This is a genomic window from Thermocatellispora tengchongensis (assembly GCF_014202315.1).
GTDB lineage: Bacteria > Actinomycetota > Actinomycetes > Streptosporangiales > Streptosporangiaceae > Thermocatellispora > Thermocatellispora tengchongensis.
Genome location: NZ_JACHGN010000003.1, coordinates 189393 through 216269, shown reverse-complemented (window position 1 = coordinate 216269; position 26877 = coordinate 189393). Strand labels below are relative to the sequence as shown.

Annotated in this window: 20 protein-coding genes and 1 tRNA gene; 8 read left to right on the top strand and 13 right to left on the bottom strand. The window is 71.7% G+C overall.

The window, feature by feature from the left end; translation table 11 throughout:
- The first annotated feature begins 5 nt into the window (after nt 1–5).
- The 5 genes from HNP84_RS07345 to HNP84_RS07325 all read left to right on the top strand — a co-directional run bounded on the left by HNP84_RS07345 (nt 6) and on the right by HNP84_RS07325 (nt 4604).
- Nucleotides 6–1160: a branched-chain amino acid ABC transporter permease gene (locus HNP84_RS07345; RefSeq protein ID WP_312924060.1), complete on the top strand. Its 1155-nt coding sequence runs from the start codon at nt 6–8 to the stop codon at nt 1158–1160.
- Nucleotides 1161–1173: 13 nt separating this feature from the next.
- On the top strand, nt 1174–2163 hold the full coding sequence (locus HNP84_RS07340) for a branched-chain amino acid ABC transporter permease (protein ID WP_185048630.1): 990 nt from the start codon (nt 1174–1176) through the stop codon (nt 2161–2163).
- Nucleotides 2153–3205: an ABC transporter ATP-binding protein gene (locus HNP84_RS07335; protein ID WP_185048629.1), complete on the top strand. Its 1053-nt coding sequence runs from the start codon at nt 2153–2155 to the stop codon at nt 3203–3205. Before HNP84_RS07340 ends, HNP84_RS07335 begins: the two co-directional genes overlap by 11 nt.
- Nucleotides 3198–4049 (top strand): ABC transporter ATP-binding protein, encoded by an 852-nt coding sequence (locus HNP84_RS07330; RefSeq protein WP_185048628.1) that lies wholly within the window; start codon nt 3198–3200, stop codon nt 4047–4049. Before HNP84_RS07335 ends, HNP84_RS07330 begins: the two co-directional genes overlap by 8 nt.
- Nucleotides 4050–4154: 105 nt before the next feature.
- A complete protein-coding gene (locus HNP84_RS07325) occupies nt 4155–4604 on the top strand; it encodes a hypothetical protein (protein WP_185048627.1) in 450 nt (149 codons plus the stop codon).
- Nucleotides 4605–4720: 116 nt separating this feature from the next.
- On the opposite strand, the gene HNP84_RS07320 is transcribed toward HNP84_RS07325, so the two are convergent.
- Entirely contained in the window at nt 4721–6007 is a 1287-nt protein-coding gene (locus HNP84_RS07320; protein WP_185048626.1) for an ABC transporter substrate-binding protein, read from the bottom strand.
- Between the two features lie 366 nt (nt 6008–6373).
- Between HNP84_RS07320 and HNP84_RS07315 the strand changes: the two genes are divergently transcribed.
- Complete coding sequence (locus tag HNP84_RS07315) at nt 6374–7234, top strand: hypothetical protein (protein WP_185048625.1); 861 nt, start codon at nt 6374–6376, stop codon at nt 7232–7234.
- Nucleotide 7235: 1 nt separating this feature from the next.
- Here the strand turns inward: HNP84_RS07315 and HNP84_RS07310 are convergent, their stop codons facing one another.
- Nucleotides 7236–7877 carry an ANTAR domain-containing response regulator gene (locus HNP84_RS07310; RefSeq protein ID WP_312924058.1) on the bottom strand — a complete coding sequence of 214 codons (642 nt, stop codon included), beginning with the start codon at nt 7875–7877 and terminating at the stop codon, nt 7236–7238.
- Nucleotides 7878–7969: 92 nt separating this feature from the next.
- Here HNP84_RS07310 and HNP84_RS07305 point away from each other — a divergent pair.
- Nucleotides 7970–8043 (top strand) — tRNA-Leu (locus HNP84_RS07305).
- Nucleotides 8044–9272: 1229 nt separating this feature from the next.
- Here the strand turns inward: HNP84_RS07305 and pyk are convergent.
- From pyk to gltB, 5 genes are all read right to left on the bottom strand, one after another.
- A complete protein-coding gene (gene pyk, locus HNP84_RS07300; protein WP_185048624.1) occupies nt 9273–10706 on the bottom strand; it encodes a pyruvate kinase in 1434 nt (477 codons plus the stop codon).
- 92 nt (nt 10707–10798) lie between these two features.
- The gene (locus tag HNP84_RS07295) at nt 10799–11194 is read right to left on the bottom strand and encodes a DUF2784 domain-containing protein (protein ID WP_185048623.1); all 396 of its coding nucleotides are present in this window, start codon (nt 11192–11194) and stop codon (nt 10799–10801) included.
- A gap of 72 nt (nt 11195–11266) precedes the next feature.
- Nucleotides 11267–12964, bottom strand: coding sequence for a S8 family peptidase (locus HNP84_RS07290; protein ID WP_185048622.1), 1698 nt, complete (start codon nt 12962–12964; stop codon nt 11267–11269).
- A gap of 616 nt (nt 12965–13580) precedes the next feature.
- A complete protein-coding gene (locus HNP84_RS07285) occupies nt 13581–15065 on the bottom strand; it encodes a glutamate synthase subunit beta (RefSeq protein ID WP_185048621.1) in 1485 nt (494 codons plus the stop codon).
- Between the two features lie 15 nt (nt 15066–15080).
- A complete protein-coding gene (gltB, locus tag HNP84_RS07280) occupies nt 15081–19589 on the bottom strand; it encodes a glutamate synthase large subunit (protein ID WP_185048620.1) in 4509 nt (1502 codons plus the stop codon).
- A gap of 334 nt (nt 19590–19923) precedes the next feature.
- Between gltB and HNP84_RS07275 the strand changes: the two genes are divergently transcribed.
- On the top strand, nt 19924–21480 hold the full coding sequence (locus tag HNP84_RS07275) for a bis-aminopropyl spermidine synthase family protein (RefSeq protein WP_185048619.1): 1557 nt from the start codon (nt 19924–19926) through the stop codon (nt 21478–21480).
- A gap of 52 nt (nt 21481–21532) precedes the next feature.
- Here HNP84_RS07275 and HNP84_RS07270 read toward each other — a convergent pair whose 3' ends face one another.
- The 6 genes from HNP84_RS07270 to HNP84_RS07245 all read right to left on the bottom strand — a co-directional run bounded on the left by HNP84_RS07270 (nt 21533) and on the right by HNP84_RS07245 (nt 26823).
- On the bottom strand, nt 21533–22168 hold the full coding sequence (locus HNP84_RS07270; RefSeq protein WP_185048618.1) for a hypothetical protein: 636 nt from the start codon (nt 22166–22168) through the stop codon (nt 21533–21535).
- Between the two features lie 57 nt (nt 22169–22225).
- A complete protein-coding gene (locus tag HNP84_RS07265; RefSeq protein WP_185048617.1) occupies nt 22226–23605 on the bottom strand; it encodes a hypothetical protein in 1380 nt (459 codons plus the stop codon).
- Nucleotides 23602–24324, bottom strand: coding sequence for a VIT1/CCC1 transporter family protein (locus HNP84_RS07260; protein ID WP_185048616.1), 723 nt, complete (start codon nt 24322–24324; stop codon nt 23602–23604). The genes HNP84_RS07265 and HNP84_RS07260 overlap by 4 nt, the downstream gene beginning before the upstream one ends.
- Nucleotides 24321–25406: a prolipoprotein diacylglyceryl transferase family protein gene (locus HNP84_RS07255; RefSeq protein ID WP_376771826.1), complete on the bottom strand. Its 1086-nt coding sequence runs from the start codon at nt 25404–25406 to the stop codon at nt 24321–24323. Before HNP84_RS07255 ends, HNP84_RS07260 begins: the two co-directional genes overlap by 4 nt.
- 110 nt (nt 25407–25516) lie before the next feature.
- Nucleotides 25517–26269, bottom strand: a complete 753-nt coding sequence (locus tag HNP84_RS07250; protein ID WP_185048614.1) for a DsbA family protein — start codon at nt 26267–26269, stop codon at nt 25517–25519.
- Nucleotides 26269–26823, bottom strand: coding sequence for a MauE/DoxX family redox-associated membrane protein (locus HNP84_RS07245; RefSeq protein ID WP_312924055.1), 555 nt, complete (start codon nt 26821–26823; stop codon nt 26269–26271). Before HNP84_RS07245 ends, HNP84_RS07250 begins: the two co-directional genes overlap by 1 nt.
- Nucleotides 26824–26877 lie beyond the last annotated feature (54 nt).

Sequence of the window (26877 nt, the reverse complement as noted above, 5' to 3'; positions counted from 1 at the left end):
ACGGCGTGAAGATCAGCGTTGTCGACGAGAACAACGCGCCGGTCGGAGAGGCCACCACCAGCGCCACGGGAGATTGGGCGATCCCCGTCCCCAAGGCCGGCATGTACAAGGTGACGCTGGACGTCAACACCCTTCCCCAGGGCGTCTCGCTCAGAAACCCCGACCGAGCCACGCTGACCGTCCAGGTCTTCGAGGGCAACGAGCGCAACGTCCTGTTCGCGCTCGTCTCCGGCGACGCGGCCGACGAGGAGGCGGCCGCCGCTGAGGCCGAGGACTCCTGGTGGACGCGGCTGGCACAGCTCTCCTTCGAGGGCATCAGTCTGGGCCTGACCATCGCGCTGGGCGCGGTCGGGCTGTCGCTGATCTTCGGGACCACCGGGCTGACCAACTTCGCCCACGGCGAGCTGCTGACGCTGGGCGCCTTCACCGCGTACGTCCTGAACACCTCGCTGGGCCTGCACCTGCTCATCGCCGCGCCGCTGGCGCTCGTCATCGCGGCGGCGTTCGGATACGGGCAGGATCGATATTTCTGGGGTGTGCTGCGCGAGCGGAAGACCGGCCTCATCGGCATGATGATCATCTCGATCGGCCTGGCGATCTTCCTGCGCAACCTGACGCTGTTCCTGTTCGGCGGCGAGAGCCGCCCGTACAACGAGTACGTCGCCCAGGAGGGCATCGAGATCGGGCCGATCTTCGCCACGCCGAAGGGCCTGATCGCGATGGCGATCCAGATCGTCGTGCTGATCGCGGTCGGCCTGGCCCTCACCTACACCCGGCTCGGCAAGGCCACCCGCGCGGTCGCCGACAACCCGGCGCTGGCCGCGTCCTCCGGCATCAACGTGGACCGGGTGATCCGGATCGTGTGGGCGGCGGGCACCACGATCGCGGCGCTCGCCGGCATCCTGCTCGGCACCACCCAGAACCTCAACTACCAGATGGGACTCCAGGTACTGCTGCTGATGTTCGCGGGCGTCACGCTGGGCGGGCTCGGCACGGCGTACGGCGCCCTGGTCGGCTCGCTGATCGTGGGCCTGTTCGTCCAAGTCTCCACCCTCTGGATACCTCCGGAGATGAAGACGGTCGGCGCCCTCGTCGTGCTGATCATCGTCCTTCTGGTACGGCCGCAGGGCATCCTCGGCCGCCGCGAGCGGATCGGTTAGGGGGAGGCCGCCAATGGACTGGATCCTTGTCATCAGCCGCGCCGTGGAGGCGTCGATCGGCACCGAGGCCGTGATCTACGCGCTCGCGGCCATCGGCCTCAACGTGCACTTCGGCTACACCGGCCTGCTCAACTTCGGCCAGGCCGCCTTCCTCGCGATCGGCGCGTACTCGATCGCGACCACCGTCACCACCTTCGGCCTGCCGTTCTTCCTCGGCGTCACCATCGGCCTGGCCCTGTCGGTCGTGCTCGCGCTGCTGATGGGCATCCCGACCCTGCGCCTGCGCGCCGACTATCTGGCCATCGTCACCATCGCCGCGGCCGAGATCATCCGCCTGGTCGTGCGCTCGGTCGCCCTGCAGGACGTCTTCGGCGGCACCGACGGCATCCAGGCGTTCTCCGGCGGGTTCTACGCGCTGAACCCGTACCCGGAAGGCGACTACAACATCGGCCCCATCATCGGCTTCGACGAGAACACCATGTGGGTGCTCACGGTCGGGTGGATCCTGGTCGCGCTGTCCTGCGGCCTGATCTACCTGCTGATGAAGAGCCCCTGGGGCCGGGTGCTCAAGGCGATCCGCGAGGACGAGGACGCCGTGCGCAGCCTGGGCAAGAACGTCTTCTCCTACAAGATGCAATCGCTGGTGCTCGGCGGCGTCATCGGCGCGCTCGCGGGCTTCATCTTCGCCCTGAGCCGCTCGGCCGTGCAGCCCGAGTCGTACAACACCGAGCTGACGTTCTACGCCTACACCGTGCTGATCCTGGGCGGCACCGCGCGCATCCTCGGACCGGTGGTGGGCGCCGCCATCTTCTGGGGACTCCTCATCCTGGTCGGCACCTTCCTGGAGGAGGCGGTGAACACCGGGACCATCACGTTCATCACCACCACCCAGGTGGGCCCGATCAGGTACATGCTCGTCGGGCTCGGACTGATGCTGCTGCTCATCTATCGACCACAGGGCATCTTCGGCGACAAGAGGGAGATCGCGCTCGATGCACGTTGACGAAGCCGCAAGCGCCCCGGCCGGCGCTGTGACCGACCGCAAGGCCGCCGCGCGGGCCGCCTTCGCGGGCCTGGCGACCGAGCCGGGCGTGGCCAAGCCCGACCCCATCCTGGTCGTGGACAACGTGGTACGCCGCTTCGGCGGCCTCACCGCCGTGAACGTCGAGCACGTCGAGATCCAGCGCGGCTCGATCACCGCGCTCATCGGGCCCAACGGCGCCGGCAAGACCACCTTCTTCAACCAGCTCACCGGCTTCGACACCGCCGACTCTGGCGAGTGGACCTTCAACGGCCGCAAGATGAACGGCGTACCGGCCCACAAGGTCGCCCGTTACGGGATGGTGCGCACCTTCCAGCTCACCAAGGCGCTGTCGAAGCTGACCGTGCTGGAGAACATGCGCCTGGGCGCGCAGGGCCAGCGTGGCGAGAACTTCCTGCGCGCGCTGTTCCCGCGGCTGTGGCGCGCCCAGGAGGACGAGATCACCGAGCGGGCCGAGGAGCTGCTGGAGCGCTTCAAGCTCGCGGCCAAGCGCAGTGACTTCGCCGGAAGCCTGTCGGGCGGGCAGCGCAAGCTGCTGGAGATGGCCCGCGCGCTCATGGTCAAGCCCGAGCTGGTCATGCTGGACGAGCCGATGGCGGGCGTCAACCCGGCGCTCACCCAGTCGCTGCTCGGCCACGTCAAGGACCTGCGCGAGCAGGGCATGACCGTGCTGTTCGTGGAGCACGACATGGACATGGTGCGCGACATCAGCGACTGGGTCATCGTGATGGCCCAGGGCGCGGTGATCGCCGAGGGCCCGCCCGAGACGATCATGTCCGACCCCCGGGTGGTCGACGCCTACCTCGGCGCCCACCACGACGCGCCGCTGTCCGACGCCGAGGCGGAGCGGCAGCTCGCCGAGGCCGAGGCCGAGCTGGAACTGGAGGCCGCCGAGACCCACGGCGAGGCGGTGCCGGTGAACACGGCGACGACGGCCGGTCCGGGCGAGGCCGCCGGCGACGGCGCCAAGGCCGGCGGCAGGAAGGAGGCCGGCGATGCCTGAGGCCGGTGAGGAGCACGTGAGCCAGGACGGCATGGAAGAGATCGAGACCCGGGTGCAGGCCGAGGGCGGCGAGAGGTCCAGCGCCGCCGTCGTGGACCGCACCGCCCACCTCGCGGGCGCCGAGAACGCCGTGCTGCGCTGCGACGAGCTGTACGCGGGCTACGTGCCGGGCGTGAACATCCTCAACGGCGCCGACCTCTACGTCGGCGAGGGCGAGCTGATCGGCATCATCGGCCCCAACGGCGCCGGCAAGTCCACGCTGCTCAAGGCGCTGTTCGGGCTGGTGGAGGTGCGCAGCGGCTCGATCACGCTCAAGGGCGAGAACATCACCAACCTCAAGGCGCACGCCCTGGTGGAGCGCGGCGTCGGCTACGTCCCCCAGACCAACAACGTCTTCCCCAGCCTCACCATCGAGGAGAACCTGGAGATGGGGGCGTTCCAGGCGCCGAAGAAGTTCAAGGAGCGCTTCGAGTTCGTCTCGGAGCTGTTCCCGGCGCTGAAGGAGCGGCGCAAGCAGCGGGCCGGCTCGCTGTCGGGCGGCGAGCGGCAGATGGTGGCGATGGCCAGGGCGCTGATGACCGAGCCGTCGGTGCTGCTGCTGGACGAGCCGTCGGCGGGCCTGTCGCCCAAGCTGCAGGACCAGGTGTTCATCCGGGCCCAGCAGATCAACCGGGCCGGGGTCACGGTCATCATGGTCGAGCAGAACGCCCGCCGCTGCCTGCAGATCTGCGACCGCGGCTACGTGCTCGACCAGGGCCGCAACGCCTACACGGCCAGCGGGCGCGATCTGATCCACGACCCGAAGGTGATCGAGCTGTACCTCGGCACCCTGGCCAAGGCCTGACCGGGAGCCGACCGAGCATCGCGTACGCCCCGCGGCGGCCCGCACCGGCCGCCGCGGGGCTCGTTCGTTTCCGGCACGTTCGTTCCGGCACGGAGGATGACCATCATGCGGATGACCGCCCCCGCCACCGCCCTGCTCGCCCTCTCCCTGGCCGGCCTGACCGCCTGCGCCACCGGCCAGTCCTCGCCTGCCGGCGCCTCGCCGTCCGCGTCGGCCGCGACGAGCGACGGCACGTACGTCGTGGGGGCCGACCCCGCCGACGATCCGTGCGCGCGCGTGGTCTCCGCGCTGGGCTACGTGGAGCCGCTGCTGCTGCCGCCCGGACAGGAGGAGGAGCAGCGCTTCGACGACGCGGTACGCGGGCGGCTGGCGTACGTGGAGGGCGTGCTGCTGGAGTACGGCCCGCGGCTGCCGGCCGGGGCGAAGGAGGGCGAGGCGGCGCTGCGGCGCACGACGCGAGGGCTGGCCCCGGCCGCCACGCCGCGCGAGGAGCAGGTGCGGCTGCTGCGGGAGTACCGCGAGGCGGAGAAGTCCGTACGCGACGCCTGTGCCTGACCCGACGCCTGCGCCTGACCCGTCCCGGGCCGGCGCCGGAGGACGGGAAGGGCCCCGGCCGTGGCGGCCGGGGCCCTTCTGGTCGTCTGCGCTGCGGAGAAGTGCGGGGGCGAAGGTCAGCCCGAGACCTTCCCGGACAGGTAGTTGACGTTCTTGTGCACGTTGTCGTCGCCGTACTCGAAGACGCCGATCGTGGCCTCGGACGGGTCACCCGCGTCGCTGAACTCGACCGGACCGCTCACGCCGTCGTAGTCGATGTCCTTGCCGGCGGCGAGCAGGTCGGCGCAGGCCTTGAACTCGGTGCACTTCTCGCCGCCCTTGCTCACGTCCACGAGCTTGGAGGCGATGGCGGTGCCGCTGTCGTCCTTGGCCGCGACGGCGGCGAGGGCGGTCAGCATGGCCGCGTCGTAGGACTCGGGACCGTAGTTGAAGTCCTTGAGCTCGGGGTTGACCTTGAGCAGCTTGGCCTTGAAGTCCTCGGTGACCTGCGCGCCGGGCTGGGTGCCCTTGACGCCGGTCAGCGTGCCCTTCGGGAAGTCCTTGGAGTAGTCGGCCAGGTTGCCGTCGACGAAGTAGATCTTGATCTTGTCGGGACCGAGGCCCTGCTTCTTGAGCTCAGGGATGATCTTCTTGGTCTCGTCGAACGCGATCAGGGCCAGGGCCTTGGGGTTCTTGGCCTTGATCTTGGCGACGTCGGCGGAGAAGTCGGCCGCGCCCGGGTCGTACTCGACGACGTCGGTGACGGTGCCGCCGCCGCTCTCCACGGACTTCTTGACCTCGGTGGCGAGGCCGGTGCCGTAGGAGTCCTGGCGGTTGAGGATCGCGACCGTGTCGCTGCCGTCCTGGATGATCAGGTCACCGAGCACGCGGCCCTGCAGCACGTCCGACGGGGCCGTGCGGAAGTACAGGCCCTTGTCGGTGTACGTCGTGAAGTCCGGAGAGGTGTTCGCCGGGGAGAAGTGGACCACACCCGCGTTCACGATCTTGTCGATGACCGTGAAGGACACACCGGAGGACGCGGCGCCCAAGATGGCATCGGCCTTCTGCTGGAGCAGCTTGTCCACCGACTGCGACGCGATGTCGGTCTTCGCGTCACCGGAGTCGGTGTGGATCTTGGTGACCGGCTTGCCGAGCACCCCACCGGCGGCGTTGATCTCCTCGACGGCGAGGTCCACGCCGGCGAACTCGGGCGGGCCGAGGAAGGCCAGGTCACCCGTCTGCGGAAGAAGCGTGCCGATGGTCAGAGTGCCGTCGCCCTTGGCTGCCGCCGGCGCCGAGGAGGCGGGCGCGGAGCTCTCGGCCGGGGCTGCGGTGTCCTCGTCGCCACCGCCGCAGGCCGTCAGGGCGAGGCTCGCGGCTGCCGCTACGGCCAGCGCGCGCCCGAGGGGGGCAATGCGGATCATGAAGTATCTCCTTCATCCATGCCGGGATATGTCAGCGCAGCCGACCCAGTCCCGATCGAATGACGGCAACGTATTAAAGGCGAGGGGTCCCAAGCCAGGCATGCCGCTGAACTGTGGACACTTGGATGCGGAGTCGTAATAACTCCTCAACTTACCGGCCCCGGGACAGCGCCCCAGCTACGACGTGCTCCGGAGTACTACTCCGTGAAGTTACCGTCTCGTATGCTGATCGCGATGTCTCGGATACCGGGCGGGCAGGCCACATCCCCGGCGGGCTCCTCCCACCGGCCGTCGATCCCCTTATTACATGATGTTTCCCCCTTTGACGGGTTTTGTAATCCCGGATTTGCTCCTAGGCTGCGAATCGTGATCAGCAGCGCGCACCGCCGGGCCCTCCTCGTCACGCTGGCCACCACCGTCGCACTGGCGACCCTGCAGGCGTGCGGCGGCCGGGAGGAGGCCCCGGCCCGGCTCCACCTCAGCGCCACCCTGAATCAGATGCGCATCGACGAAGAGAAGCACATACTCTCCGTCAGCCTGCGCAACGACGGCCCGAGCGTGTACGTCGAGCGCGTGCAGCTCGTCGCCCCGCCCCTGCGGACCCTCCCGCCCGAGCCGGTCGACTACGAGATCAAAAAGACGCCCCGGGTGGACCTGCGCCTGCCGTACGGCACGGCCACGTGCGCGGGCGACACGATCCCCGAGCCGCCGCCGGCGCACGCGATCGTGTGGGTACGCGGCCACGGCCAGGTGCGCCTGCCGCTCCCCCACCCCAACACGCTGCTCAAGCGGCTGGTCAAGCAGGACTGCGGCGCCCAGATCGTACGCAGGGCGGCCGACGTGCGCCTGGGCGAGGAGTGGACGCGCGTCCGCTCCGGCGACCGCGACGTGCTGCGCGGGACCGTCGTGATCGAACGCAAGGCTCCCGGCAGGATCACCCTTCAGGACCTCAGAGGCAGCGTGATCCTGCAACTACGGCCGCTGAAGGCCGAGGGCACCCCGGTCGCGGTGCTGGAGGACGGGCAGGACCGCGTGGACGTACCGGTGCAGTTCACGGCCTTCGGCTGCGACCCGCACGCGCTGGCGGAGAGCAAGAAGACCTTCGTCTTCCCGCACTGGGTCGGCGTCGGAGACCTGGAGCCCCATTACTTGTCGTTCCCGCTCTCCCCCGAGCTGCGCGAGGAGCTTCAGGACCTGATCGACGACACCTGCCTGAAGAAGGGTTAGCTCAGGCCCCTGACGACGCGGGCGGCGCGGGCGGGGCAGGCGGCGCGGACGGCGGCTGCGACTGGTCCCCCGCCGACTCGTTGACCACGATCTGCGCCACCTGACGCATGCTCAGCCTGCGGTCCATGGACGCCTTCTGGATCCACCGGAACGCCTGCGGCTCGGTCCACCCGTGCGCGGCCATCAGCAGCCCCTTGGCCCGCTCCACCAGCTTGCGCGTCTCCAGCCGCTCCGAGAGCGTGCTCACCTCGCGCTCCAGCGCCGCGATCTCGTCGTGCCTGCTGACCGCCATCTCGATCGCCGGCACCAGGTCGGACTTGGTGAACGGCTTGACCAGGTACGCCATCGCCCCCGCGTCACGCGCGCGCTCCACCAGATCCCGCTGCGAGAAGGCGGTCAGGATCAGGCACGGCGCCACCCGCTCCGACACGATCCGCTCGGCCGCGGAGATGCCGTCCAGGATCGGCATCTTCACATCCAGGATCACCAGATCGGGCCGCAACTCCATGGCCAGCTTGACCGCGGTCTCCCCGTCCCCCGCTTCGCCGACGACGGCGTAACCGTCCTCTTCCAGCATCTCCTTGAGATCGAGGCGAATCAGCGCCTCGTCCTCCGCGATCACCACTCGCCTCTGCGTACTCACGAGCAAGAGAGTACCGACGTCCGCTAGATTAGAACCACGTCTGGGCCGTCTGGACGTGGATCTTGCATTCCAGAGGGCCCGGCACCTGCCATGCCCCGATAGTCCAACCGGCAGAGACAATGGCCTCAAAATCCATACGGTGTGGGTTCGAATCCCACTCGGGGCACTGACCAAGCCGCCCGGCCACCCCGCCAGGCGGCTTTCCTCATTTTTGCGACACCTTTACCCTCCGCCGACGCCTCCCCGCCCCCAGGACGTACGGCCCGAGCCGCAGGGCTCCAGCCTGCGTTCCGGTGGTGCTCCCACGAGCCTTCGGCGGGCACATGAAGGGCCCAGAGCCCGCCACACCGCCGCCCCCGGCCAAGGCCGCCCCCACAGCCACCGGCCCAGCCGGCGCCCACGCCGCGCGGGCAGGCAGAGCACCCGCCACGGCCACCCACGGATCGAAGTGCCTGCGCATGAACCCAGGGCGAAGGCCACCGCCCTCAGTCGCCGACGGCCCGTCCCTCAGCCGCGCAGGCGCGCGCAGCTCTCGGCAACGCCCAACCGCCACGCCCCTGCGCGACGGACGGGGTCAAGACCGGCAGCGCCGGCCATGCACGCCCGCCGCCCCCGGCCAAGGCCGCCCCCACAGCCACCACACCAGACGGCCCCGGCTGAGACGCCCACCCCGAGCCACCATCCACAGACGGCAGCCCAGCCGGCACCCCATACCGCGCGCGAGCGCGCGCAGCACCGAAGCACTCGCAGGGCCCAGCCGCTCCCGGCCAGACCCCTGCTCGACCGACGCAAGGCAAGACCCGGCGACACCAGCCATCGGTGCCCACCGACACCCACCACACCGGGATCCCGGTCGGGGTGCCTGCGCTGGTGACCTCGGCCGAAGTCGTCGCGCGCAGCCGTCAGAGCGAGCGACCGGCGCCCCGGCGCGCAGCCGGCGGTCCACGCCCAGGGGTCCAGGCCCAGCGGCCCACGCCCGGCGGCCCTGTACCCCGGTGGCCACGCCCGGCGGCCCTGTACCCCGGTGGCCGTGTTGCCGACCCAGGTTCATGACCGCAGTCGGCACCGCGGGCGGGCCCCAGGGCCGCGCCTGCCCACAAGAACGCGGCACGGCCCGCCGCGCCGACGGAGGGGTGCGGCGGTGACGGGCGCGCCTGGTGCTCGCCCTCAGCCGCCCGTAAACCCATCAGCCCGGCCCTCCGCATACGTCCGCGGCCTGCCGGACACAACGGGGCGCGCCGCGCGTATGAGCGCGGCACGCGGCCGGGACGGCCCAACGAACCGGAACGCTACGGACCAAGGCGGGCCAACGAACCGGAACCGCCCAGCGGACCAAGGCGGCCTAACGAACCGGAACCGCCCAACGGACCAGGGCGGCGTACCGGATATAGGGCGTCAGCTCGCCGGGTGGGAGACGGCGGAGCCGATGGTGTGGACGCGGAGGGCGTTGGTGGAGCCGTGGGTGCCGGGCGGGGAGCCGGCGACGATGACGACCTTGTCGCCCTTCTCGCAGCGGCCCAGGGTGAGGAGGCTGGACTCCACCTGGCGGACCATGTCGTCGGTGTGGTGCACGAACGGGACGTGGAAGGTCTCGACGCCCCAGGTCAGGGAGAGCTGGCCGCGGACGTGCGGGGACGAGGTGAAGGCGATCAGCGGGATCGGGGAGCGGTAGCGGGCCAGGCGGCGGGCCGTCTCGCCGGACATGGTGAAGGCGACCAGGACCTTGGCGCCGACGATGGCGCCGACCTCGGCCGCGGCGCGGGCGATGGCGCCGCCCACGGTCTCGGGCATGCGCTCCAGGGTGTGGGTGGCCTCCAGGGAGGCGCGCTCGGCGGCGCAGGCGATGCGGTCCATGGTGGCGACCGCCTCGATCGGGTAGTTGCCGACCGAGGTCTCGCCGGAGAGCATGACGGCGTCGGTGCCGTCCATGACCGCGTTGGCGACGTCGGACGCCTCGGCGCGCGTGGGACGCGGGGCGTTCATCATGGAGTCGAGCATCTGGGTGGCGACGATGACCGGGCGGGCCTTCTCGCGGCACAGCTCGATCGCCCGCTTCTGCACGATCGGCACGTCTTCGAGCGGGAGCTCCACACCGAGGTCGCCGCGGGCGACCATGATGCCGTCGAACGCCTCGACGATCTCGGGGAGCCGTTCCACCGCCTGCGGCTTCTCGATCTTGGCGAGCAGGGGCAGGCGTACGGCCTCCTGCTCCATGATGTTGCGCACCACGTCGGCGTCGGAGGGCCGGCGCACGAAGGACAGCGCGATCATGTCGAACCCGGTGCGCAGGGCCCAGCGCAGGTCGGCCTCGTCCTTGTCGGTCAGGGCGGGCGCGCTGACGTTGACGCCCGGCAGGTTGAGCCCCTTGTTGTCGGAGATCATGCCGCCGATGACGACCTTGGTGGTGACCCTCGGCCCCTCGACGCCGGTGACCTCCAGCACCACGCGGCCGTCGTCGACCAGGATCGTGTCGCCGGGGTGGACGTCCTTGGGCAGCCCGGCGTAGGTGGTGGACACCTGGTCGCGGTCGCCGGGGACGTTCTCGGTCGTGATGGCGAAGACGTCGCCGAAGCCGAGCCGCACCGGGCCCTCGGCGAACTTGCCGACGCGAATCTTCGGCCCCTGCAGGTCGGCGAGCAGCCCTACACCGCGGCCGAGCTCGGCCGCCGCCTCCTTCACCCTGTCGTAGATCTCCTTGTGCAGCTCGTGGCTGCCGTGGCTGAGGTTGAAGCGGGCGACGTCCATCCCCGCCGCGATGAGCTCGCGGATACGCTCCGGAGACGACGTGGCCGGACCTAGAGTGCAGACAATCTTCGCGCGACGAGTCACGGGTCCCACCTTAATTGGTACAGACCACTTGGTGATGACGATGCCGGCAGCGGGACCGAAAATCTGGGTGACTACCTGCCATCGCCCTCACGTTATCGCGTCCCGGACACGGCTTCGTCCTCCCTCGGCGTCCGGGCGCGGCGCCGTAGCAGGACGAACCCGGCCCAGGAGGACAGCACCACGGCCGCGACCGCCCACCTGACGGCGGTGGTGTACTCCTCGGGATACACCACGCCCTCGATGTAGTGGTCGATGAACCCGCTCGGCCGCAGCCCTTCGAGCCCGGCGTTGTGCCTGCCCCAGTTCTCCACGATGGTGAGCGGGCACTCCACGCCGGTGGTGACCGAGATGAGACCCCAGGCGGCGATGGCCGCGTGCGGCCAGATCGCCCGCGGCCACCGCCAGGCGAGGAACCCGCCGAAGGCCATGTAGACCAGCACCAGGAAGTGGACGACCATCGCCGTCTCGCCGACCAGCCGGTAGATCATGTCCTGACGGTAGGCCGCCCGCGGGCGGCCCGGCATCCGTGCGAGTACTCAGGCCGGGCTGGGTACCCCGCCTCAGCGCTTGATCGTGGCGGCCTTGGCGGCGTTGACGATGCCGTGGCCGTAGAAGCCGTTGCGCGACTTGCCGCCCTCGCACACGTGCACCGTCTTGGCGCCGGTGGCGCGATAGACGTGGGCCCGCGGGCTGGGGCACTTCTTCTCGGTGGCGCTGGCGTACAGCAGGCGCTGGACCGTCTTGGGGTCGAGCGTGAGGCCGCCCTTGCCGGGCTGGCCGAAGCGGCTGACCAGGATGGCGGCGACGCCGGCGGCGTGCGGGGCGGCCATGGAGGTGCCCTGAAGGTACTGGTAGTAGGCGCAGGTGCCGTCCTTGCAGTCGCGCACGACCGCGGAGGACTTCGGCTCGCCGTCCTTGTCGATCAGGCCCTGGGTGCGCAGCAGCTTCTCCGGGGCGGCGGCCAGGATCGTACGGGTGACGTCGCTCCTGCGGGTGGACGGGTTGAACTCGTCGCCGCCGGGGGCGGACAGGTCGGTCTGCTCGATGCCGTAGTCGGAGTAGTACGCCTTGACGCCGTTCGGCCCGACCGAGGAGACCGAGATCACGCCCTTGGACTCGGCGGGCACGTTCAGGCAGGAGTTGTTGACCTTGCGCGTACGCTCCTCGCCCTGCGGGTAGTCCGGGCTGCTGGTGTCGGTCTTCGGCTTGCCGAGGTCGGTGGAGCCGTTGCCGATGGCGCTGATCAGCGTGACGCCGCGCTTGCGGGCGTAGTCCAGCGCCCGCTGCATGCCGGTGATGATGCCCCGCTGCTCCATCTGCTCGGCCTTGGAGTCGGAGGGGTTGGCCGTGCAGTTGAACAGCCACGGGTCCACGTAGTAGCTCATGTTGACGACGTCGATGCCGTTGTCGGCGGCGTACGTGAGCGCGTCCATGCTGGGCTTGAGGAAGAACAGCCCGGAGTCCTGGCCGGCGCGCAGGTTGACCAGCGTGACGTTCGGCGCGACGCCCGCCACGCCCAGGCCGTTGATCGGCGAGCCGATGGTGCTCGCGACGTGGGTGCCGTGGCCGTTGTCGTCGGCGTCCACGGGGTCCTTGCAGCTCGTGACCTCGCACGGGCCGTCGAAGGTCTCGCCGTTGGGGTCCTTGGGCTTGTCGGTGACGAAGTTGCGGCTGAGCGCGCGGTCGAAGTTGGGCGCGATGTCGGGGTGGGTGCCGTCCACGCCGGTGTCGATGATGCCGACGAGCACCTTCTTGCTGCCCGGCGCCTTCTTGTACGACTTGTCGGGCGTGGCGCCGATGAGCCTCATGTCCCACTGCCGCCCGGACAACGGCTCGGCGCCCTCGGCGGCGGCCCCGTCCAGAGGGGCGCGCGCGGCGAGGTCCTTGTCGACCTCCGGTGCGACCCTGGTGGCGACCGCCGTGCCGATCTTGCGGTTGGAGGACACCCCCACCACGGCGTCACTGGAGGCCAGCGCCTCCAGGAACCGGTCTCCCGGGCCCCTGGCGACCACGTAGCCGAGCCGAGGGTCGCCCGGGGACACGTTGGTACCCCCGGCCCTCTCGACGTCGCTGACGGCCTGTGAGCGCGCCCCGTCGGCGTAGAAGACCATGTAGTTCCGGTAGGTCGCGTCCGCGCTCCCGGCCGTGCCCCCGCCGGCCGCCAGAACGCCCACGGGGGCCACACCGGCCACCGACCCCGCGACCGCAAGGGCCGCGACGACCGCCACGCCTCCCCTGCGCCTGTTCCCCCGCTCCATCCGCCCTCCAGTCCGGCCGATACAGAAGGCTCATCTTTTCAGGGCACATCACCCTGAGCGCAACCACTTCCCTCTTTTAGGTCCTTTTTCACACATTGCCATGACATGTCACCCCAGCTCCCGACCCCACCCCGGCCGGCGCCACCCCTCACCGTCAGAGCAACGACCACGCGGGACGATGAGGCGCCGCCCCTTCCACGACCAGTCCCACGGGATGTCCTCCACGGCCCGGGGTGCCGGTTGCGAGCCCGTCCCGGCTGAGGCCGGTGAGTCGCATGCCGATTGCGCGGCCCCGGGTGCGTCCGCCGCCGGTATGGACGCGCGCTTCCTGTCTCATGGCACGGCGCATTGGCCCCGCGCAGGAGGCACACGGGCGGACGGGACGCCTGGGCCGGACGTCGGCCAGGGCTTGGGCGCGGGGCCGCCGCGGGTCGGCCGGGGCGCCGGGAGAGTGCACCCTCTGCCGGGTGGGGCTCGGTACGCGCAGCCCCTCCTGGTCGGGGGGACGGGATGGGACCGGTCGCGGGTGGACGGGATGGGACCGGTCGGGGGTGGACGGGATGGGAAATGGGGCGGCCCCCGGCCCTGGTGGGGCGGGGGCCGCTTTCGAGGTCGGTCAGACCAGGGGGCGGGCGGTGGGGGGGATGGGGGTGGGCAGGACGGTTTCGCCGGTGAGGTAGGAGTCCACGGCGGCGGCGGCGGAGCGGCCCTCGGCGATGGCCCAGACGATGAGGGACTGGCCGCGGCCCATGTCGCCGGCGACGAAGACGCCGTCCAGGCCCGTCATGTACGACTTGTCGCGGGCGACGTTGCTGCGCTGGTCGAAGAAGCCCTCCGGGTCGCCGGACATCTCGGCGAAGTCGGTGAGCAGGGCGCCCTTCTCCGGGCCGAGGAAGCCCATGGACAGGGTGACCAGCTCGGCCGGGATCTCGCGTTCGGTGCCCGGGATCGGCTTGAAGCCGGTCTGGGGGCCCTCGACCTCGACCAGGCGGAGCGCGCGGACGTTGCCGTCCTCGTCGCCGACGAACTCGGTGGTGGAGGCCGCGTAGACGCGGGCGCCGCCCTTGTCGGCCAGCTCCTCGTGCGCGCTCTCCATCTTGAACAGGATGGGGAACGTCGGCCACGGCTGGTTGCCGGGGCGGGTCGCCGGGGGCTGGGGCATGATCTCCAGTTGGGTGACCGAGGCCGCGCCCTGGCGCAGGGCGGTGCCGATGCAGTCGGCGCCGGTGTCGCCGCCGCCGATCACGACCACGTGCTTGCCCTCGGCCGAGATCGGCGAGACCTCGAAGTCGCCCTCCTGCACCTTGTTGGCCAGCGGGAGGTACTCCATCGCCTGGTAGATGCCCTTGAACTCGCGGCCGGGCACGGACAGGTCGCGCCACTTGGTGGCGCCGCCGGCCAGCACGACCGCGTCGTACCGCTCGCGCAGCTCGGCCGCGGTGATGTCCACGCCGACGTTGACGCCGGTGCGGAACTCGGTGCCCTCGGCGCGCATCTGGTCCAGGCGGCGGTCGATGTGCCGCTTCTCCATCTTGAACTCGGGGATGCCGTAGCGCAGCAGGCCGCCGATGCGGTCGGCGCGCTCGTAGACCGTGACGTCGTGCCCGGCGCGGGTGAGCTGCTGGGCGGCGGCGAGCCCGGCCGGGCCGGAGCCGATGACCGCGACCTTCTTGCCGGTCTTGCTCACCGGCGGCTGCGGCGTGACCCAGCCCTCCTCGAAGGCCCGGTCGATGATCTCGACCTCGACCCGCTTGATCGTCACCGGGTCGGAGTTGATGCCGAGCACGCACGCGGCCTCACACGGCGCCGGGCAGAGGCGGCCGGTGAACTCCGGGAAGTTGTTGGTCGCGTGCAGACGCTCGATCGCCTCGCGCCAGTCGTCGCGGAAGACCAGGTCGTTCCACTCCGGGATCAGGTTGCCCAGCGGGCAGCCGTTGTGGCAGAACGGGATGCCGCAGTCCATGCAGCGCGCCGCCTGCCTGCTGAGCGCGGGCCTGGGGAAGTCCTCGTAGACCTCGCGCCAGTCGCGGATGCGGACGTCGATCGGACGACGCGCCGGCAGCTCGCGCTCGTGCGTCAGGAAACCCCTCGGGTCGGCCATGAGTACCCCCCTTTTCTATCCGTGCGCGGCGGCCATGACCGCCTCGTCGATGTCCCGGCCCTCCGCCTCCGCGGCGGCGCGCGCGGCGAGCACGCGCTTGTAGTCGGAGGGCATGATCTTGCCGAACCGCGCGAGGGCGGCGTCCCAGTCCTCCAGCAGCGCCTTGGCCACGGTGGAGCCGGTCTCGGTCAGGTGCTTCTCCACGATCTCGCGCAGGAACTCCTCATCGGAGTCCTCCAGCGCCTCGATCTCCACCATCTCGCGGTTGACCTTGGCGGGGTCGAGGTCGAGCACGTACGCGATGCCGCCCGACATGCCGGCGGCCAGGTTGCGGCCGGTGGGGCCGAGGATGACGGCCCGGCCGCCGGTCATGTACTCGCAGCCGTGGTCGCCGACGCCCTCGACGACGGCGGTCGCGCCGGAGTTGCGCACGCAGAACCGCTCGCCGACGATCCCGCGGACGAACACCTCGCCCGAGGTCGCGCCGTACAGGCCGACGTTGCCGGAGATGACCTGGGTCTCGGCCGCGAACGGCGCGTCGGGGTGCGGCCGGACGGTGATCCGCCCGCCCGACAGGCCCTTGCCGAGGTAGTCGTTGGCGTCGCCGGTCAGCCGCAGGGTGATGCCGCGCGGCACGAACGCGCCGAAGGAGTTGCCCGCGCTGCCGGTGAAGGACACGTCGATCGTGTTGTCGGGCAGGCCGGCGCCGCCGTAGCGCTTGGTCACCTCGTGGCCGAGCATGGTGCCGACCGTGCGGTTGACGTTGCGGATCGGCAGCTCCAGCGTGACCGGCTCGCCCAGCTCCAGCGCGCCCTCGGCGAGCTGGATGAGGGTGTTGTCCAGCGCCTTGTCCAGGCCGTGGTCCTGCTCGACGACGCGCCGCAGCGCGGCGGTCTCGGGCAGCTCGGGACGGTGCAGGATCGGCGACAGGTCCAGCCCGGCCGCCTTCCAGTGGTCCTCGGCCACGGTGGTGTCCAGCATCTCGCTGTGCCCGATCGCCTCGTCCAGCGAGCGGAAGCCCAGCTCGGCGAGGTACTCGCGGATCTCCTCGGCCACGAACTCGAAGAAGTTGACCACGAACTCGGGCTTGCCGGAGAACCGCTTGCGCAGCTCGGGGTTCTGCGTGGCCACGCCCACCGGGCAGGTGTCGAGGTGGCAGACGCGCATCATCACGCAGCCCGAGACGACCAGCGGCGCGGTGGCGAAGCCGTACTCCTCGGCGCCGAGCAGCGCCGCGATGATCACGTCGCGGCCGGTCTTGAGCTGGCCGTCCACCTGGACCACGATCCGGTCGCGCAGGCCGTTGAGCAGCAGGGTCTGCTGCGTCTCGGCCAGGCCGAGCTCCCACGGCGCTCCGGCGTGCTTGACGCTGGTCAGCGGCGAGGCGCCGGTGCCGCCGTCGTGCCCGGAGATGAGCACCACGTCGGCGTGCGCCTTGGAGACGCCGGCCGCGACCGTGCCCACGCCGACCTCGGCCACCAGCTTGACGTGCACGCGCGCGGCCGGGTTGGAGTTCTTCAGGTCGTGGATGAGCTGCGCCAGGTCCTCGATCGAGTAGATGTCGTGGTGCGGCGGCGGCGAGATCAGGCCCACGCCCGGGGTGGAGTGCCGGGTCTTGGCGATCCACGGGTAGACCTTGTGGCCGGGGAGCTGGCCGCCCTCGCCGGGCTTGGCCCCCTGGGCCATCTTGATCTGCAGGTCGGCGGCGTTGACCAGGTACTCGCTGGTCACGCCGAACCGGCCGCTGGCCACCTGCTTGATGGCGCTGCGCCGCGCGTCGTCGTACAGGCGCTCGGGGTCCTCGCCGCCCTCGCCGGTGTTGGACTTGCCGCCCAGCCGGTTCATGGCGATGGCGAGGGTCTCGTGCGCCTCCATCGAGATCGAGCCGTAGGACATCGCGCCGGTGGAGAACCGCTTGACGATGCTCTCGACCGGCTCGACCTCCTCGATCGGGATCGGGTTGCCCTTCTTCAGGCGGAACAGGCCGCGCAGCGTCATCAGCTTCTCGGCCTGGGAGTCCACCAGGCGGGTGTACTCCTTGTAGATCTCGTAGCGCCGGGTGCGGGTCGCGTGCTGCAGCTTGAAGACGGTCTCGGGGTTGAACAGGTGCGGCTCGCCCTCGCGCCGCCACTGGTACTCGCCGCCGACCTCCAGGCGCCGGTGCGCGTTCTCGGCCCGCGGGTACGCCCGCCGGTGCCGCTCGCCGACCTCGCGGGCCAGCACGTCGAAGCCGACGCCGCCCAGGCGGGAGGTGGTGCCCGCGAAGCAGGTGTCGATGACCTCCTTGCCCAGGCCCAGCGCCTCGAAGATCTGCGCGCCGGTGTAGGAGGCGACCGTGGACACGCCCATCTTGGACATGATCTTCAGCACGCCCTTGCCGTACGCCTTGATCAGGTTGCGCACGGCCTTGCGCGGCTCCAGCTCCAGCACGCCGGTCGCGACCATCTCCTCGACGGTCTCGATCGCGAGGTACGGGTTGACGGCGGAGGCGCCGTAGCCGATCAGCAGCGCCATGTGGTGGCACTCGCGGGCCTCGCCGGTCTCGATCACCAGGCCGACCCGGGTGCGGGTCTTCTGCGCGATCAGGTGGTGGTGCACCGCGCCGGTGAGCATCAGCGACGGGATCGGCGCCTTGTCCGCGGAGGAGCCGCGGTCGGACAGCACGATGATCCGGGCGCCGTCCTCGATGGCCCGCGACACCTCGGCCCGGATCTCCTCCAGGCGGCGCAGCAGCGCCTCGCCGCCGCCGGCGACGTCGTACAGGCCGGAGACCACGTGCGGCTGGAAGCCGGGCAGCGCGCCCTCGTCGTTGATGTGGATGATCTTGGCGAGCTCGTCGTTGTCGATCACCGGGTAGGGCAGCACCAGGCGGCGGCAGGACGCCGGGCCGGGGTCGAGCAGGTTGCCCTCGGGGCCGATCGTGGACTGCAGCGAGGTGACCAGCTCCTCGCGGATCGCGTCCAGCGGCGGGTTGGTGACCTGGGCGAAGAGCTGGCTGAAGTAGTCGAACAGCAGCCGCGGCTTCTCGCTGAGGACGGCGACGGGGGTGTCGGTGCCCATCGAGCCGATCGGCTCCGCGCCGGTGCGGGCCATCGGCGACAGGATGATCCGCAGCTCCTCCTCGGTGTAGCCGAAGGTCTGCTGCCGGCGTACCAGCGCCTCGTGGGTGGGGATCTCGCGGCTGCGCTCGGGCAGCTCCTCGAAGCGGACCAGACCGGCGTGCAGCCACTCCTCGTACGGCAGCGCCGCGGCCAGCTCGGCCTTGATCTCGTCGTCCTCGATGATCTTGCCGCGCGAGGTGTCGACCAGGAACATCTTGCCCGGCTGGAGACGGCCCTTGCGCACGACCTTCTCCGGGGCGATGTCCAGCACGCCTGCCTCGGAGGCCAGCACCACCAGGCCGTCGTCGGTCACCCAGAAGCGGCCGGGGCGCAGGCCGTTGCGGTCGAGCACCGCGCCGACGAGGGTGCCGTCGGAGAAGGTGATCGACGCCGGGCCGTCCCACGCCTCCATGAGGGTGGAGTGGAACTCGTAGAACGCGCGCCGCGCGGGCTCCATCTCGGTGTGGTTCTCCCACGCCTCCGGGATCATCATGAGCACGGCGTGGGGCAGGCTGCGCCCGCCGAGGTGCAGCAGCTCCAGGCACTCGTCGAAGCTGGCGGTGTCGGAGCCCTCGGGGTCGCAGATCGGGAACAGCCGCGAGATGTCGCCGGGGATCAGGCCGGTGGCCAGCATCGCCTCCCGCGCCCGCATCCAGTTACGGTTGCCCTTGACCGTGTTGATCTCGCCGTTGTGCGCGATGAACCGGTACGGGTGGGCCAGCGGCCAGGACGGGAAGGTGTTGGTGGAGAAGCGCGAGTGCACCAGCGCGATGGCGGTGTCGTAGCGCTCGTCCGACAGGTCGGGGAAGAACGGCTCGAGCTGCGGAGTCGTCAGCATGCCCTTGTACACGATGGTGCGCGAGCTGAGCGAGGGGAAGTACACCTTCGCCTCGTGCTCGGCGCGCTTGCGCAGCGCGTACACCCTGCGGTCCAGGTCCAGGCCGCGCTCGCCGCCCGGCGAGCTGACGAAGAGCTGGCCGAAGTACGGCATCACGGCGCGGGCGCTGGGACCCGCGTGCGCGGTGTCCACCGGCAGGTCGCGCCAGCCGAGCACGGTCAGCGCCTCCTCGGCGGCGATCTCCCCGATCAGTCGCACCGCGTCGGCGCGGGCCTCGGGGTCGGCCGGGAGGAAGGCGATTCCGGCGGCGTACGCGCCTGCTTCGGGGAGGGGGAATTCCGTGACCGAGCGCAGGAAGGTGTCAGGGATCTGCGTCAGGATGCCGGCGCCGTCGCCGGTGTCCGGCTCGCTACCCTTGGCCCCCCTGTGATCAAGATTGCACAGTGCCGTCAGAGCCTTCGCGACGATGTCGTGGCTGCGTCGTCCTGCCACGTCGGCGACCATGGCGACACCACAGGCGTCGTGCTCGTTCGCGGGGTGGTACAGGCCCTGAGGCTCGGGGAACCCGAGGCGGGCAGCAGGCATTGAATCCCTCCCGTCGTCTTCGTCTGCTTCGTGCTGGCGAGGGACGACGTTGGCCCTGCTGCGATTGTGGGTAGAGATTACCTCACCCTGCCGGAATAGTGCCCACCAGGTCTACATCGCGAACATTGACGGCAGTCCGGGTGAACTCTCAGTGGCAGCGCTGCCACCCCCGGGCATAACGGCGAGGCTCCGACACGATATTCCACGATTCGCCCCCTGGCCAGAGCCGAAGGTCCCGCTCCCGGCGGCCGGCGCGCGAGCGGGTTCGCCGGGCGGAGCGTCCGGCGGGGCCGAGCGGGCATCCGTGGGCCGACCAGGGCATAAGGTGATCGGCATGGCTGATGACGGTGTGCGCGCGCTCATCGCCGAGGCGGGCGTGGACGCCAGGCGGCTGCGCGCCGCCCTGGCGCTGCTGTCCGACGGGCGCTGGTGGACCCTGGGCGACCTGGTGCGCGAGAGCGCCACGTCCCGCCGCACGATCGAGGCGCTGCTGCGCGAGCTGCCCGATCTGGAGCACTCCGGCGACCGCTTCCGCCTCCCGCCCGCCCCGGTGGAGGCCCCGCCCTCGCCCGCCGACCCGGTGACCCACCTGCTGCCCGCCCACGCGCAGGTGGTAGAACAAATGGCGGAGCTGATCGCGAAGGCTCCGCGGGGGCGTCACGTGCTCGACCACGTGGCGGCGACGGCCGACACCGTGGTCCGCCGGGCGCTGCTGCTTGGCACGCGCTTCTCCCTCGACGGGGCGCGGCTGCTGTGCGTGGGCGACCACGACCTCACCTCGCTGGCCGCCGCCATGGTCCACCCCGGGCTGGAGGTCACGGTGGTGGACATCGACGACCGCATCCTCGGCTACATCGCCGCGGGGGCGGCCCGGCTCGGCGTGAGCGTGCACACGCGCTGGGCCGACCTGCGCCTCGGCCTGCCCCCCGCCGCCCGCGCGTACGCCGACCTGGCGATCACCGACCCGCCCTACACCGCCGAGGGCGTCGGCCTGTTCGTGGCCCGTGCCGCCGAGGGCCTGCGCGACCGGGACCGGGGGCGCGTCCTGCTGGCGTACGGGGTGAGCGAGCGCACCCCGGCGCTGGCGCTGAAGGTGCAGCACGCGCTCTCGGCGCTGAACCTGGTCTACGAGGCCATGTACCCCGACTTCAACCGCTACCACGGCGCCGAGGCCATCGGCTCGGCCGCCGACATGTACGTCCTGCGCCCCACCACCAAGACCTGGCCCGCGGTGTCGGCCCGGGTGGACCGCCTGGCCACCGCGATCTACACCAAGGGCCCCCAGTCCACCGAGGCCGCCGCCCCCGCCCCCGGCGCGCCGGGCGCCGCCGGGATCGAGGTCGCGGGCGGCACGGCCGAGGTGCTGGTGGGCGAGTGGCCGGGCGACCTGGCGCCGCGGGTGCCGCGCGCCCGGCTGAGCACCTGGCTGGCCAAGCCGTACGCGGCGCACCCGGAGCGGGTCGCCATCGCCCTGCCGGCCGGGCTGGAGGCGGCGCTGCCGCGGCTGCTGCTGGCGACGCGGGCGGCGTACGCGCGGGTGGAGCCGGCCGCGCCGCTCGACGACCTGCCCGGCCTGGCCGACCTGCTCTCGCCCGTCTACGCGATCAGCGCGGGCGACTCCGGCGGGAGCGTGCTGGCCGAGCGCGTCGCCGTGCCCGGCGACGAACCCGGCCGGGTGCTGCGCCGCATCCTGGACAACGCGCACGGCAAGGTCGCCAACACCTGGCGCGAGGCCCTGATCGCGGCCCGCGCCGGCCTCACCAAGCGCCAGGCCCGCGCTCTCATCGCCGAGACCGCCCCGTGGGCCGCCGACGCCACCCCGCTCGACCTGCCCCTGGACCGGCTGCGTGGCCTGCGGGCGGCCATCGCCGCCACCCTCTCCGCGGCCTGACCCCGCCCGTCCGGCTACGTCCCGCCCGTCCGGTTGCGCCCCGTCGTGGCGCTCAGGTGGCCGCCACGACCCGGTCGTGCATGGCGCGGGTGATCGAGTCCAGCGCGATCTGCGCCTGGGTGAGGTCGGGGGTGGCCCGCTCGGACGCCGGGGCGACCCAGTTCAGCGCCACGTAGTGGCCCAGGGCGCGGGCCTGGGCCCGGCTGCGGGCAGCGTCGAAGCCGGTCACGCCCTCGGCCAGGTGGACGAAGCCGCCGCCGGGGCCCAGCGCCCGGACCAGCCGGTCGGCGGCGGCCGAGTCGGGCAGATTGAAGATCACCGACTGGGCGGCGATCATGCCGTCGGCGGTGGCGTAGACCGCGCGCAGCGCCTGGGTGCAGGCCGCCACCGCGGCGGTCGCGGCGTCGCCCCAGACGGCGTCCTGGCAGGCCGGCAGGGTCTCGGTGCCCTTGCGCGACAGCGTGGTGTCGCCGGACGTCAGCTCCGCCGCGGCGAAGACCTCCTGGACGGTGAGCGGCTCGGGGTCCAGGGCCCGGCCGGCGATCGGGCCGAAGATCGCGGTGCTGGTCTCGGCAGTGAACACCGCCGCCCGCGGCGGGTCGCCCCGGCCCAGCAGCAGGTACGCGCCGCCGCCCGCGACGAGCGCGCAGACGACCGCGGCGACGATCAGGCGGGTGCGGGTGGACATGCGCGCGGATCACTCCGGGGGGCGTTGCGGTACGGGCGGGGGTGACGGGACGCGGCCTCAGCCGGGCGAGGACGGCGCGGAGGGCCCGGAGGACGGGACACCCGTCTTGGCCACCACGCGGCGGTAGACGGCCTTCTCCGCCCCGCGCACGGCCAGCGTGAGGGAGACGAAGTCGTCGGTCCTGCCCGGTTCGGCGCCGTCGGTCCTGGCGATCCACACCAGGCCCGCGTAGTGGCCCATCGCGTGCCCGCTGCCCTCGGTGTGGCCGCCGACGGGCAGCGCCGCCTTCTCCGAGGCCAGCGCCAGCGCCCAGCCGCCGCGGTAGCGGGTCTTCAGCTCCTCCACCAGCGTGTTGGCCGCCTCGGTGTCGGCCAGGTTGAGCATCGTGTACTGGGCGACGTAGCGGCGGTCGGCGCTCAGGTACAGCCCGCGCACGGCCTGGGTGCAGCCGCCCTCGGCGACGAGGTCGGCGACCTCCTGGCCCTGGATCGCCGCCCCGCAGTCGGCCACCGTGTCGCTGGCGACGAGCCGCAGCGTGATCCGGCCCGCCTTGAGCGTCTTGGCGCCGAAGACCTCCTTGGTGGTGAGCGGCGCGGGGTCGGCCTCGCGGGTGGCGATCGGCGCGAACAGCGCGGGCGAGCCCCAGCCCTGGTAGTCGTCCGGCAGGTTGACGGCCACCGCGACCGCGGCGGCCCCGGGCTCCTCGTCGAAGGTGCCGCCGCCGAGGGAGGCGATGGCGGCGGTCAGGCCGGCCAGCGCGATGATCGAGCCCGCGGTCACCCCGATGACGGTCAGGATGCGCTGCTGCTTGCGGGTGATGCCGAACCGGGCCAGCACGTGCTCGTCGGGCGGCGGCGGGGGCAGCACCGGCTCGGGCGCGGGCCGGCCGCGGCGCCTCCTGCGCCCTCCGTCGTCCCGCGGCTGCTGTGCCGCGCGGCGGCGCGAGCGCCCGCCGTCCACGGGCGGCGGGGGCGCCACGCCGGGCTGCCCCAGCCAGCCGCCCTCGGCGTCGTCACCGGCGGGCGGCGGCCCGTACTCCCCGGTCGCGTACTCCCCGGTCCCGTACTCGCCCGTCCCGTGGTTTCCGGGCCCGTACTCCCCGGTCGCGTACTCCCCCGTTCCGTACTCGCCCGTCCCGTGGTCTCCGGGCCCGTAGGGGGCGCCGTACTCTCCGGCCCGGTGGCCCTCGGGCCGGTACTCCCCGGTGCGGTGGGGCTCGGGCGGGTATCCCGGCGCGTCCCAGCCCGGGACGCCGTAGCCCGGCGGGGCGTACTGCGCGGGTCCTGGGTACTCCTGCGGGCCGCGCTCGTCGTACGGGGGCGGCTGGGGGGCGGCGCGGCGGCCGGGCGGCGGGGGTTCGCCGGCGGGCGGGCGGGACGGGCGGCGGGCGTCGTCGCCCGGACGACGGCGGCGTCTGCGCGTGGGCTCGCGGCTCACAGCCCGCTCGCCCCGATCAGCGTGCCCAGCCCGAAGGTGAGCGCGGCGGCGACCGCGCCCACGACGAGCTGGCGCAGGCCGGAGTACCACCACGACCGGGCGGTCACCGCGGACACGATCGCGCCCGCGGCGAACAGCGCGACCGAGGACACCACCGCCGAGATCCAGAGCTGGCGCGCACCGAACAGGTACGGCAGCAGCGGCAGCGCCGCGCCGACGGCGAAGGACAGGAACGAGGAGAACGCGGCGAGCCTGGGCGAGGGCAGGTCGGCGGGATCGACCCCCAGCTCGGCGCGCGCGTGAACGTACAGGGCGCGCTCGGGGTCCCGGGAGATCTGGTGCGCCACCTCGGCGGCCACGTCGGGCGTGACGCCGCGCTGCTCGTAGAGCTGGGCCAGTTCCTGCTCCTCCGCCTCTGGGCTGTGCGCGATCTCGCGCCTCTCCACGGCGATCTCGGCGAGCGCCAGCTCGCGCTGGCTGGCCACCGAGACGTACTCGCCGCCCGCCATGGAGAACGCTCCGGCGGCGAGCCCGGCGATCCCGGCCAGCGCGATCACCCTGGTCTCGGACGTGCCGCCCGCCACACCGGCGATCAGCGCGAAGTTGGACACCAGCCCGTCCATCGCCCCGAACACCGAAGGGCGCAGCCACCCGCCCGTGACATCACGGTGCTGGTGGTGGATCTCGGCGCGTCCCCCGGGCCCGCCGGCCTCGCTCATCTGCCGCGCGCCTCGCTCTCACTCGCGGCGACCGCGACCTCCTCCTCGTCGGCCTGCTCGGCGTCGTGCGCGGGGTCGAGGGCCCCGTCGGGCTCCTCGCGCCCTTCGGCGTCGCGCACGGCGTCACCAGCGAGACCGGCCTCGCTCTTCGCCCCGGCCTCGGCCTTCGCGTCGGTGTCGCTCTTCGCGTCGGCGTCGCTCTTCGCGTCGGCCTTGTCAGCGGGCTCGGTCTCGGCGTCCACCTCGGCCTTCTCGCGGGAATCGGCGTCGGCGTCGGCGCCGGTCTTCTCCGCGGGCTCCCCGGCCGGGCCGTCGCCGTCGTCCTCGGCCGGTACGCCCAGGGACTCCTCGCCCTGCTTGTTCCTGGTCAGCCAGAAGTAGACCAGGGCGCCGGCGAACAGCACGAGCGCGGTCCACTGGTTGATCCGCAGCCCGAGCAGCTCCACGGCGTGGTCCACGCCGCCGACCCAGTCGACCCGCAGCCCCTCGATCCAGAACCGGCCGAGCGTGTAGCCCGCGACGTACAGGGCGAACAGGCGGCCGTACCGGAAGCCGAACCTGCCGCCGAGGTAGATCAGCAGCAGGGCCAGGCCGACGTCCCAGATGGACTCGTACAGGAACGTCGGGTGGTAGGTGTCCTCGCCCGGGACGGTGCCGGGGCGGCCGGGGTCGATCTCCAGGCCCCACGGCAGGTCGGTGGGACCGCCGAACAGCTCCTGGTTGAAGTAGTTGCCCCAGCGCCCGATGGCCTGGGCCAGGGCGATGCCCGGCGCGACCGTGTCGGCGACGGCGGTCAGCGAGATGCCGCGCCTGCGGCAGCCGAGCCACACCCCGACCCCGCCGAGCGCGATGGCGCCCCAGATGCCGAGGCCGCCGTTCCAGATGAACAGCGCCTCGATCGGCTGGTTCGGGGCCTCGGGCCCGAAGTAGAGCCGCCAGTCGGTGATGACGTGGTAGAGGCGCCCGCCGACCAGGCCGAAGGGCACGGCCCAGATGGCCAGGTCGAGGATCGTGCCCGGCGCGCCGCCGCGGGCGCGCCAGCGGCGCTCGCCGAGCCACACGGCGGCGACGACGCCGAGCATGATGCACAGAGCGTAGGCCCGCAGCGGGATCGGACCGAGGTACCAGACCCCGGTCGACGGGCTTGGAATCGAGGCGAGGGGCATGTCAGGTGACAGTACAGGCTCGGCGGCTACTTCGCCGCGTCGAGAACGGCTTGGCGTAGATCGGCCGGGCGGAAGGCGGTGTCCTCCAGCTCGGTGCCGTTGAGCCGGACGGTCGGGGTGCCCTTGGTGACGGCGCCGGAGTCGAGCACCTTCGTGCTGTAGTCCTGCTGCGCCTTGGCGTGCTGCTGCGAGGTCACGCACTTCTCGAAGCCGGGGTCGGTGACGCCGACCTCCTTGCCCCAGGCCACGAGTTCCTCGACCTTGAAGCCCTCCACGGTCTCGCTGGGCTGGCCCTCGAACAGCTTGTCGTGGTAGGCCAGCCACTGCCCGGAGGGCACGCAGCGGGCCGCGGCCCCGGCGCGGACCGAGTTGCTCTTGGTGGGCTCCTGGCCGAAGATCGTGATCGGGTGGAAGACCACCTTGACCTTGCCCTCGGCCGCGAGGTTCTTGATCGTGTTGCCGCTGGTCTCCTCCAGCGCCTTGCACGCCGGGCACTGGAAGTCCTCATAGATGTCCAGGACCGGCTTCTCCACCCCCGGCATCGCCATCACGGCCGAGCCGTCGGCCTGCACCGTCACGGGCGCGGTGTCCGCCCCGGCGGTCTCCGAGCGGCTCTGGAGGGCGGAGTACCAGGCCCCGGCGGCGATCGCGGCCACGGCGACGACCGCCGCGGTGGCGATGGTCACCATGCGCCTGCGCTTCTCGCGCTTCTTCTCGGCCTCGCGTTGCGCCCTGATCTGGTCGCGTGCCGCGGATGTCCGCGCGGCCTTCCCGCCCATCAGCCGTTCTCCTTCTCGTCTGACGCCCCTCCGGCCTCGTCACCGGCGTCGTCGGCGTCGTGCTCGTCGTCCAGGTCCAGGCCGTCTGCCTGGTCGTACGGCTCTCGCTCCGGTGCGATGCCCAGCGCCGAGTCGAGCGCGAACCGGCCGGGCGCGAACCAGACGATCCAGGCGGCCAGCAGGAAGATCCCGAAGTCACGGATGATCTCCCACAGGTAGCCGGGGTCCTGACCCTCCTCGAGCCGGCCGCCGCCGCCGAAGCAGCCGCAGTCGATGAGGAGGCCGCGCGCCCACGCCGAGGCGATGCCGATGACGAACGCCAGCATGAGCAGCGCGGAGACGATCCCCGCGGCCCGGGTGAGGAGCCCGACCACCAGCAGCACCCCGACGACGATCTCCAGGATCGGCAGGCCGTAGCCCACCACCGTGGCGACCGAGCCGGGCAGCAGCTCGTATGCCTCGACCGCGCGGACGGACAGGGCCGGATTGCCGATCTTGAGCCAGCCGGCCACGATCAGCACGCCGGCCACAACGAGCCGCGCCGCGGTCGTCACCCAGGGTAGCGCTCTTTGGACACTGCGCGACCTCACTGGGGCGGGATGGTCGGA